The 11,107-nt window shown below is 45.3% G+C and carries 1 pseudogene; it reads right to left on the bottom strand.

What is annotated here, in order from left to right:
• Positions 1 to 8 precede the first annotated feature (8 nt).
• Positions 9 to 10,917 (bottom strand): annotated as a pseudogene (locus BLO31_RS25170) (DUF11 domain-containing protein).
• Between the last annotated feature and the right edge of the window lie 190 nt (positions 10,918 to 11,107).

The following is an 11,107-nucleotide window of genomic DNA, read 5'->3' as shown; positions in this document are numbered from 1 at the left end:
TGACCATATTACTTATCCACCGACACGCTAAAGTTAAACTTGGTGAGTTTATTTGGAGAAATCACCTGAACCCTTGGGTTTTCACTAAACACTTTCATTCCTGTAGGTAAAGAGTCCGTATCCAGTTTCACCAAAAACTGCTTACCCTTCTTGTCCAACACCCACTGGTCTGGTACGTGGAATCGCCCAAACTGGTCGGTCTCTATCACTATTCCTTCGACTGTCATCAGCCTTACTCCAGGAATACCATCTTCGTAAATTCCCTTGTTTTCAATGATGATTTCCCACAAGTATTTGTCACCATCGCGATAGAGATTCCGCGTGATATCGAGTTCTTCTGCGGATAGGCCATCGGCTTTATCACCGCTGTGAAAATGAGATATTTCGCCATTGGCAGCAAACTCTATTCGGCTACCTGAGTCGGTAGTCACGGTAAAGTGAAAACCTTTATCACTCTTGGTCTCTAGCTGGTAGACGCGTTTGTGAACGCCTTTCAGTGTTCGATTAGATGACGTGCCGAACAACTTGCCAACTCGAACACCGTTTGCCAACGCACTATTGGGTGACGATGAGTGACCTTTGTCGGCAATAAATATCTCCTTACCTTTATCTACCAACAAGGTAGTGTTAGGTACATAATCACTACTATCTAGGTCAACGGTTAACACTACGTTGTAGGCTGTGGCATCCGCTTGGAAACCATCTTTATTGTGGTCTTCAAATACCTTACCTATGATTGAAGCGGTATCAAAAACCTTATCCGGCAAGACTTCTACCGTTGCTGTTGCGGTATTAGACTTATCGACCAAGACGCCCCCACTTTCCCCTTTAGGTGGTGCTTTTGCAGTAGCTGAGTTGACATACTTACCAAACGTTGCCCCGACTGAGACACGCAGCAGATATCGTATTCTCACCTTCTCTGTTATGGTTTTTTCTTCTCCCCCATACGCCAGCATATCCCCTACATTAAAGGTTAACTGCTGGGTAACCGATGGGTCCTCTTTGCGAATGACATCATCGCCCGTATCAAACTCTCCATCTGGCCCGCTATTAACCAGTTCCGTAGATCCTGGGACATATGCGAAGCCGGACGGGAATCGGTCTACCAGCTTAACGTTCCTAAACTCCGATTCATTGTTGTTATAGATGTTGACCTCATACTCAACCACATCACCGACCTGAGCGTCCGTCTGCATCGCCTCTTTTGTTACTAACAGTTCGCCTTCGTTGTCTGAGAAACGTTTCACGTGAATAACTGCATCGTCCGAAGCCGATTTCCCACTAGCTGGTCCGTCACCGTAAAAGTGTTTGTGATGGTGTCATCTAAGCCCTTGTTGAGCTGTCCTACGATAGTGATCTCATAACCGTTACCCATATAAGGAAGAAGGTCTAACGATAGGCCACTATCTGGTAGGTTCAGATCTTGATTACTAAACTCTGCTTTTACGTCTCCAGTTGGCCATTCTTCAATCTTGACTGTCCAATCAGTAAAGAGCGCATTTCCATTGCTGCCAACTAACTGACTCACTTCGTCTAACATCTCTGCACCACTAACCGTCCCAGAACCTTCATTGGTTACTTTAAGGATATAGGTCAAGGTTTCATCATCGTTAGTAAACTCCGCATCGTCCCCTTTGTTGGTGGTTTTATCTATAGCAAAGTGAACGGGCTGTGGTGTGATCATGGCTGAGACAGTGGTTACATTTGCTCCAGCCCTAACCACACGGTATTCACCACTTGTCTTGCGCGAAACCGGAGCCTCTTCAATTTCTTGAGCCACATTGACAATCTCACCCATCGCTCTTGGGTCAACCGTACCAGTAATGGCAAACTCTACAGTGTCTTGTGGAGCAATCGACATCACCACGTCAATATCAGAGTTGATGGCAAACGCGCTTTGACTAACTTGAGTTCGCGGATCTTGCTGGGTTTGCTCTATAACCCAATCGGTGAAAGCTGGTACCACCTCTCGCTTACCTGTTGTTATGTCCGGTCTAGTCGGTACTTTGATATTGGACATTACGTCTCGCACAACAATGTTTTGGGCAAAGCCTTTACTGTCATTGACTAAACGGACACGGAAGGTGCTCTTCTCTCCAGCCACATAGATAGGATTGTCGGCGGTTTTCGTAACCACAACATTCTCTTCTGCCGCAAGTAAACTCGCTTCTGCGGACGCTTTGCTCGAACCGTCAACGGTTACCGACATCGTCGCTTTGTTATCGATTCTTCCACTCGCGTATTCGTTCACCACGCCTCTAATCAAGAACTCGACCGTGTCATTTGGTGCAAGGTCGACACGAGCATCTATATCTTTCCCCATACCTGAAGGGTCTGGCGAGACCGATGTAAGAGGATTACCCGTATTTACCGTAATAGTCCACGTGTCGAACGCTTTTTCTCGTGTACCTTTAACGGTATCTACTTCTAGGGAGTTGATCAGGTCTTTTATCTTGATACCCGAAGCAAACGCTTCGTTGTTGTTGGTTAAAACCACTCTAAAGATTGACTCTTTACCCGGTTCGTAAATCTGTTCTGTTTCCGTACCCGTCTCACCTACGTATTTTTTTAGCGCGACGGATACTGGTCGATGCTTAATCATGCTTGCGCGCTACCCGAATCAATATCACCATCGGCAAAAGACGCAGTATTAACGATATCAGTCGTCGCATAGTGATTGACGATACCTTAATAGTGAACTGGACTTCACTTTGCGGGGCAATGTCCGCCAGGGTATTTATGTCGGGGTTCTTTCCTGTAGGAATATCCGTCAATGTGGTTTGCGCACTAGAAATATCGGTATTGATCGTCCAGTTCTCAAACGCAGTTCCTTCTGAGCCGTCAACTAATGTGACGTTAACTTTGCTCATAAGGTCATTAATTAAAATGTCGTTGGCGAATCCGTCGCCTTCATTGCGCACTGTGACAACAAACTGAGCGGGTTCACCAGCCTGATAAAACTCTCTGTCTGCGGTTTTTACAATTGATATAACGGAAGGTTGCGGCTTGATAACCGCACTTGGTTTTTGTTGCTCACCGTTAAACTCAAGCTGTGCGGTATTGGTGATCTTCCCGATGGCTTTGTTATCGATTTGACCTTCCACTCTGACTTCCACATATCCCAGTGGCGCAAGGTCGATAGTAAGTGCAACGTCACTGTTGGCACTTTTACTGCTCTTATTAGTCACTACTGAGCTATCGTCAGAATGAACATCCAGATTCCAATGAGTAAATGCACTTCTCTCCACGCCATCAGCCGTCGACACATTTAATGTCGAAATTATATCGTTCAACTCAATATCGTTGGCCCAAGCTTGGTCCTTGTTTTCCACTCTAATGATGAAGCCGTTTGACTGGCCGGGTGAGTAGAATTCGCTTAAAGCGGTTTTACTCGCTTCTACTTTTGGAATTAGTGGTACGCTAACCGCTTGGCTTTCGACTCGCTTACCGTCGTATTCAATTGATGCGACGTTTTTGACCTCTCCTACTAAATCCGTTTTTAACGTGCCTGTTACAGTGATAGTCACTACATCATTCGGAGCCACCGAAATTGGGTTATCAATGTACGTCCCTTCGAGGGTTGGAAACTCTGTTGTCCCCAGCTTTGATACTGCAGAGATTGAAACTGTGCCGTCTTCAAATGCAGAAACCTCTTCCCCTGAAATAGACTCGCTAACCACTCGATCGAGTCGATCGACAAGGTGTACATTCTTCGCCCACACTGCTTGGCTATTGGTCAATGTGATGGTGTAAGTTAACGTATCACCCGCGATATACGTCTCTTTGTCGACCGTTTTTTGCAAATCTAGCTGAGCGTCGTAGGGCAAATAGGTTGCCTGTTTGCTTTGTGGGTCTATACCTTCACCAGTAACATTGACGGTATTGGTGATTGGTCCTACAACTTTATCGCCAACAACCCCTTCGACATGCATTATCAGTTTGCTATTGGGGGCGATGTGGTAGATGCCAACGTAGCCGTTTGCCGAATCGAAATCGGACTCGGTTTTAACTAATTGTGACTTGCTGCTTCCCGCATCTTCCGTTTTCACGGTGCCTAGTGCCCAGCGTTCAAATACCTGACCTTCTATGTCGCTGTCCACGACTTCGCTCCGGATGGACTGGGCTAACTCCTCAACTCTAACGTTGCGAAGGTATCCACCTCCCACGTTTTCCAACACAATATCAAAACCGATGTTATCACCCGGCGCATATCTAGCTGGAGACACTGAGGCTTGCTTGGTCAACACCAGTTCACCGTTCTCGGGATAAATAAAGTGTTGCTCCAAATCGTGAGCTATCTTGTCCACATACAGTGTATTGCCAAACTTTCCAATTGCGTCATTGCGAACCGTACCCACTACGTCAATCCTCAATATCGTAGGTTCGCTACTTGCAGCCCCTAGTTTGACCAGAGCATTGATATCACCGGAATTTGGAATTGCGCTAGCATCGTTGTGACTCGCAGCGGCATTGCTAATAAACTCATTGCTAATTGTCCAATCCATTAGAGCGGTTTGCATGCTGCCATCTATGGTTTCAACCATAAACTTGCTGATTTCATCTTCTACTTGGACGTCGACATTTGAATCGGATTTATTGGCCACATACATGGTGTAGCGAACTTCGCCGCCTGGCACATAAGTCGGTGTATCAGTGGACTTAGACGCTAAGACTTGCGCCTCTCCCTGCCCCAAGATAATGGCATTGGTGTCTTGCCCATCGACCTTAGCTACATTGGTGATGGTTCCCGTTGCATCACCGTCTACTGTCCCTTGTAATCCAAATACCACTTTGTCACCGGGCATGAGATCAAAACGAGCATCGAGTGGTTTATTGCTCTGGTAGCTACCACTAATTGAAAAACGCTCTGCTGGTGGTTGCTCTAGAATTGTCGTAGAGAGCGCACTAAACGCCTTACCACCAGACGAAGTCCTAATGTTGTTGAGCTTATCAACAATAGAAACATCGTTAGCAATACCTTCACCCGTATTTTCTATGGTAACCGTATAACTAACTTGTCCTTCTGGGTTGTATTCACAACCTGAACCGGAATTCGAAGGGAAACTACAGCTGCTGCTATCTGCTGTGGTATTCGTCACCAGTTTTTCGAATTCTAGTACTGGTGGCACCGGTGGAATCACTGGCGTTACCGCGTTGTGGCCAGCCGCACTACCTCGGTTAGCATCAATATCGCCCAAGGCATCCGCTCTGATCTGACCGCTAATGGTAAAACTGACGTCCTCGGCTGGAGCAATATCCGCCACCAGATTTAGATCGCTATTTGGATCGTAGCCAGGCAGGTAAGTATCCACCTTACTTCCCAATCCCTCGCTGATGGTATGATCTATTTGATAAGACTCATAAGCGGATTTCGAGCTCCGCCGATCACTTCAACTTTAACGGAGGAGACAAGATCTCGAATCGCAGTTTGGTCCGCCCACACTTTCGCTCGGTTTACGACGTCTAACTGATAAACCACCTCTTCACCGGGCTTGTAAGTATCGCCATCACTGTAAGTCCGTCCGCCTATAGAGACAATTCTCTTGCTGACTTCCACATTTTGAGCGTCGGGCACAATGGTCGATTGGCTAAACGCTTTTCCACTGTACTTTGGACGTGAAACCACGTTTTCCAAGGCGTCGGCGCGAATACGACCTTCAATCACAAAATCTACCCAGCCACCAGCCGCAATAGATAGATTAGGAATGTCGATGTCCAAGTTGCTACCCGATTTAAACTCACTGATTTGAGTGACTAGCTCATCGGTTTTGGTTACGGTTACTGTCCACCCTGAAGGTTGGTATACCGCACCTGTTTGGCTATTTGATTCACCTTCAGCATCTTGAGCTAAGCGTGACTCTATACTGGAGATAGTGTCAGTAAGGGACGCACCATATTCCGTGCCTTTACCACTGTTTTCTAAACGAAGGTGGTACACGACTTTCTGTCCACTATCACTGTGGTTATACGTCTTCTTAATGGTTGTAAAACTTGTGTCGGTATAGGCTTTGTGGATTTTTTTCAACTTAGCCGGCAGCATATCTGCTCGCTCAGACGGTACCTTGTGGTGTTGCTCAATATAGGCAACATTTTGAATACTGCCCACTGCCTTCTCAGATACTTTTGCTTTGATGGTATAAACAATAAATGTGCCGCCAGCAGCAAAAGATTCACTCGCCAGATCAAACTTGGTGTCGATATTGGTATTGTCTGAAACTGTCCCTGCGTCGGTTAAACCACTGCTATCCATTTGAGTTTTTATAGTCCAACTGTCAAAGGCCTGCCCTTTGGTACCATCAAAGTAGTCGGTGGTAATTGAAGATATTTCATCGGTAATGGCAATATCCTTCAAGTGAGCAAAGCTCTTGTTCTCTAGTTTAATTTGATACTCAATATAACCGCCTGGTGTATACCCACCTGACAATTCAGCCACACCATCTTTATCGAAAAACTTAGTGATATGTTTTTCAAAGCTGTACTTATCGGTATCAGGGAAGGACTTAGCACTTACTGTGTCGCCATCTACCTTTAGCAAGTTAACAATCTCACCAACAGCATTAGCATTCACGTTAGCCGTCACGACATAGTCGATCGTCTCTCCTGCGGGTATCGATGCATGGATATCAATATCTTGGTTATCGGCCAAGCTTGCGTCAAAATCGACAACCGTCGCTGTGTTGCCACCTAAAACTTTGGGTTCAATTGTCCACCCTTCAGGGAACGCTGGCCCCGTAGTTCCATCAAGAAGTTCTACTTGGACACTTGATAGCTGGTCAACAATAGGAACTCGATACGCAATACCCTTGCTGTCGTTCTCAATTTTCAAGTGATAAACCAGAGGTTTGCCCGGTTGATACGTTTTCGGGTCAACGAGTTTAGAAAACTTAATGTGATAGTCATAAGGGGAAACCGTGTCATCACCTATGGTGATATCCCCCGCCGCGTCGTTGCGAACAACACCTTCTACAATAAACTGGGTGTAGTCGTCTCCAGCGACATCAATGGTCGTATCAATGTTTTGATTGTCTGCTACCGTGCCGTCGAGCGTGCCGTCAGTCGTTCCTTTACCACCGTTGCTGTCCTCTTTTTCCACTCTCACCGTAAACTGGCCATTAAATGGATTGCCCTTTTCACCGTTGCTAAGCAATACTTGAATGCCCTTGATATCTTCGAAAACTCGATGATTATTTAAATAGCCGCGGTTGGAACCCACCTTCACTTTGTAGGTCAGTGTGTCTCCGGGTGTATAGTTGCGGTTGGGCGAGCCATTGACCAATAACACTCTTGCGGTATATGCACCGTTATCAACGATTTCCATTTCGTGGTGTGAGACATGAGACTCTTCGGATACTTTTTTGTAGTCCCTGAAAATATAGCGTCGTTGCCGATAATGCGTTCTAGTATTCCCGCACTATTTTTAGAGCCTACAACGTTGTCTTTGATTTTCGCTTTAACTTGGAAAATTCGACGTTCACCCGCTGCCAGCGTAAAGGTGTTATCAACGCCACCTTCCGGATAAATCAAATCGTCCGTTGTTTTTGACCGCCAACCAGAACCATCTGCATAATCAAACTGCCAGTATTCAAAAGGCGATTGATCGCCTAAATCTGCAAAGTGATCGTCTTTGTCATTGGCTAGAACAGAGCGTATCTGAGTTAGCGGATCAACCAGTTTTAAATTATCTGCATCGTGTTCACTGTTGTTCTGAACAATGATTTGGTAGGTAACATCTTCACCAGGAGTAAATCTATGAACATTTGCGGTCTTAAGTATCGAGACATTAAGCTTGGCATCGCCGCTATCACCAATTTCAGCCGAAGCCGATTGATCTAAGTTGTTGATTGGGTCGTGGATAGTGACCGTATTTGAGATCTCATCTTTGGCGTAGTCATTTTTTACCTTGCCCCGAATGGTATAGCTGACAAAGCCCATACCTTCACTCGTTTTAGGGTCGATATCTATCTTAGACTTGATGTTTCCATTGTCTGGATAAGCAGATTTTTTATCGGCAAAACTGCCGCTTTGAATCGGCGTGTTGTGCTTGTCCACATTCGACGTAACCGTCCACTCAGAAAAGGCATTCATTCCTCGAATGTCATCGTTTACCGCCACTTCGTTGGCGTAACCCGCTCCTCGGTTATACACCGTAATATCAAAGGTTACCCATTCACCTGGTACAAATTGGTTTTCATCGGTGGTTTTAACCACCACTACGTCAGGCGATTTCGGGTAAACCACTGCCGTGTCAGAAGTACCCGACTCTATCGCAGAATCTTTGGTCGTCACATGGACCGTATTATCAAATCGTCCATAGACAATTTCATCGCTAACCGAGCGGTCAATCTTACCAACGATGGTATATATCACTTCGACGTTAGGTGGGATTTGAGCCGTAGTATCTAAGTCTTGATTGTCTTTAAAATCACCTACATCGGTATAAGTGCTATTGCCTCTTAGGATTGGATCGTCAGACAAGATCTCAGCACTGATAGTCCAGCTTGTGAATACCTTTTTCTTTTTGTTTTCAGGCTCTAGTAGCTGAGCTTCAATTTTTGAAATCTCATCAAGTACCTTGACGTTTGTCGCGTAGCCGTTACCTTTTTCATTTTTTAGACTTATCTTGTAAGTCACTTGGTTTTCATTTTTCGAGTAACCAGTTTGGTCGGCTCGGAAACTGGAATCAGAATTGGTTTTAACAGTCTTATTTACGGTAACTTTAAAGTCATGGGGATCGGAACCGCGGTCTGCATAAACGTCACCATCAACTACTACGCTATTTTGAATATGGCCATTCGCCAGTGGGTCGGTTTTTGCCACTATGGTATATACGACGTAGCTATGAGGCTCAATCACTGCGGTTACATCGAGGATATTAGGACTTTCGATGCTTCCACTTACACCTGTATCGGTTGCACTGGCAGGGCTTCCGTCATTTTTAAACGCTTGTGCCGTAATACTCCAACTGTCAAATGCGGGCATAGTATTACCGTGAATATCCGTGGTTTGTACCGCTGAGATATCATCAATAACCGAAACTTGGTCGGCAAACCCATCACCGTCATTGTTCACCTTAATTGTGTAGGTTAGGTTGTCCCCAGCGGAGTAGTAACGACTGTCCACATCTTTGCTGGCGCGTAACACATCCTGTGGCATCTCGATACCCGAACCGTCTTCCGTCACGTTGTCTGAACAAGCCGGATTGTCATCGACAATCAGTCCAACGCTGGTGTCACTGACTTCGGCAATCAGCTTGTAGTGGACTTGTTCACCCGGCGCAATATCAGGTGACACTGTAACAGCAGAAGTTGACCAAGAGCCATAAGAATATTGACCTGGGTCTGTTCCTTGAGGGTCTTCACCACTTACAACTTCAAGCTTCCAGCGTTTAAAGGCTTGCCCTTGGCCTGCACCACCCGCTTGCTCTGTTTGCACACAAGTCAGATCATCAACCACTTGGAGGTTGTTTGCGAAGTACTTATTCGAGCTGTTAGTGACTTTTATATCGTATTCAACTTGATTGCCCGGAATGTATTGCGACTCTGCGGTCGTTTTGACTATTTTTATTTCTGGATCAGAAACGTCAAGGACGCGTTCGGCTCTGATATTTTCACCCGCTTGCTCGTCTTTAACCAAACTCCCGTTCTCATCTATTACCGATGCGTTTGCACCAGTTATTTTTCCTATGGCGATTGGAGACAACGTAGAGCTAACTAGATAGGTGATACTTTCATTGGGATAAATTGAGACGGTATCTTCAAAGGCAATATCTTGCTGCTTACCTTTCACGGCGTAGTCAGAGACAGAATGACTGCCTATTTCCTTAACCTCAATACTCCAGTGGGCAAAAGGATTACCGGAAACATCCGTTTCATTGTGTTCTGGTTGCAGGCTGTTGGCTAACCCTTGATTGGTAAGCATTTCAGCGATGTTGTGCTTAACGCGATAGTTATGAGCTATACCTAATCCCGTATTTCTTACTTCGACCGTATAAACTCGTTCACCATTGATTAGGTAGGGTTTGGAGTTATCAATGCTGTGCTCTAACTCAATCTGAGCAACACTTGGCAATACGACAACTTGCTCTGTTGATACTTCTCCATCTTTGGTTTCTGACTTGGCCTGTATAACAATATTATCCGCAAGTTGAGAGGCGACAGTAGTAGAAATGGTATAACTAATGGAACCACCACGGCTAATTTTTGCATTGCTAACACTCAAATCACCTGTTGGCGAAAACGTACCTGCATCACTGCCACTCCCCTGCTCGTTAGCAGTAATATTAATTGAGCTAAATGGCGATACTAGGTTACCGTTGATATCCTCTACTTTCAGAGATTCTAAGGGCAAGGATATGTCTAGACCTTGAACTTGATATTCACCCGTATTTGACACGGTTAGTGTATACGTAAGCGGCTTACCCAGTTGGTAATGCTCGGCCGACGCGGTTAATGACATACTGTATTCGTATGGAACGGGCTCTACTTCAAACGTTTTCGTTGGAACGTAGGTTTCACTTTTTCCATCTTTGTTAACGTCGGCTTGTACTAGAGTCGCCCCTAGTGGAATGTTCTCTGTTACTTTTTCGCTTACTTGGGCGGAGATGCGATAGGTAATTTTACCTTTGGGTAGTAACTTAGCTGCAGACACCGAGAAATCAGTGTTATCCGTGGCAATAACACCCGCTTGCGATCCCCAACTGTTACTCGCTGTCGAAGCAATACTAGTGAATGCCCGCTGACCGGAAACCGTGGTTTTCCAGATATCATCTTTAATTTCAATGTCGCTAACCGTCTTCAGCGTTGGATTGCTGACCGTGATTAAATAGTCGATTTTCTGACCGTTTTCATACACTGAAGAATCTGAACTTACTTCTACGGTAAGACCTTCTGCTGCCATCGCAAAAGACGAACAGGCCATAAAAATCAAAGCAAGAAAAAGTACTATTATTCTTTGAGATATCTGAGTAAACACGTGGGTGTCCTTTAATTTTTTGTCAGGGCCAATAGCCACTGAATTGCCAACTTAATAAAGGGGCTAGCGTTTGCATAAAAATGCAATACTGATCACATTATTGATTTCATCGACACTCCTTTGTCACACTTGTGTC

It is taken from the genome of Vibrio sonorensis (genome assembly GCF_001854765.1).
In the GTDB taxonomy this organism is placed as follows: domain Bacteria; phylum Pseudomonadota; class Gammaproteobacteria; order Enterobacterales; family Vibrionaceae; genus Vibrio; species Vibrio sonorensis.
This window is presented reverse-complemented; position numbering and strand designations above follow the sequence as displayed.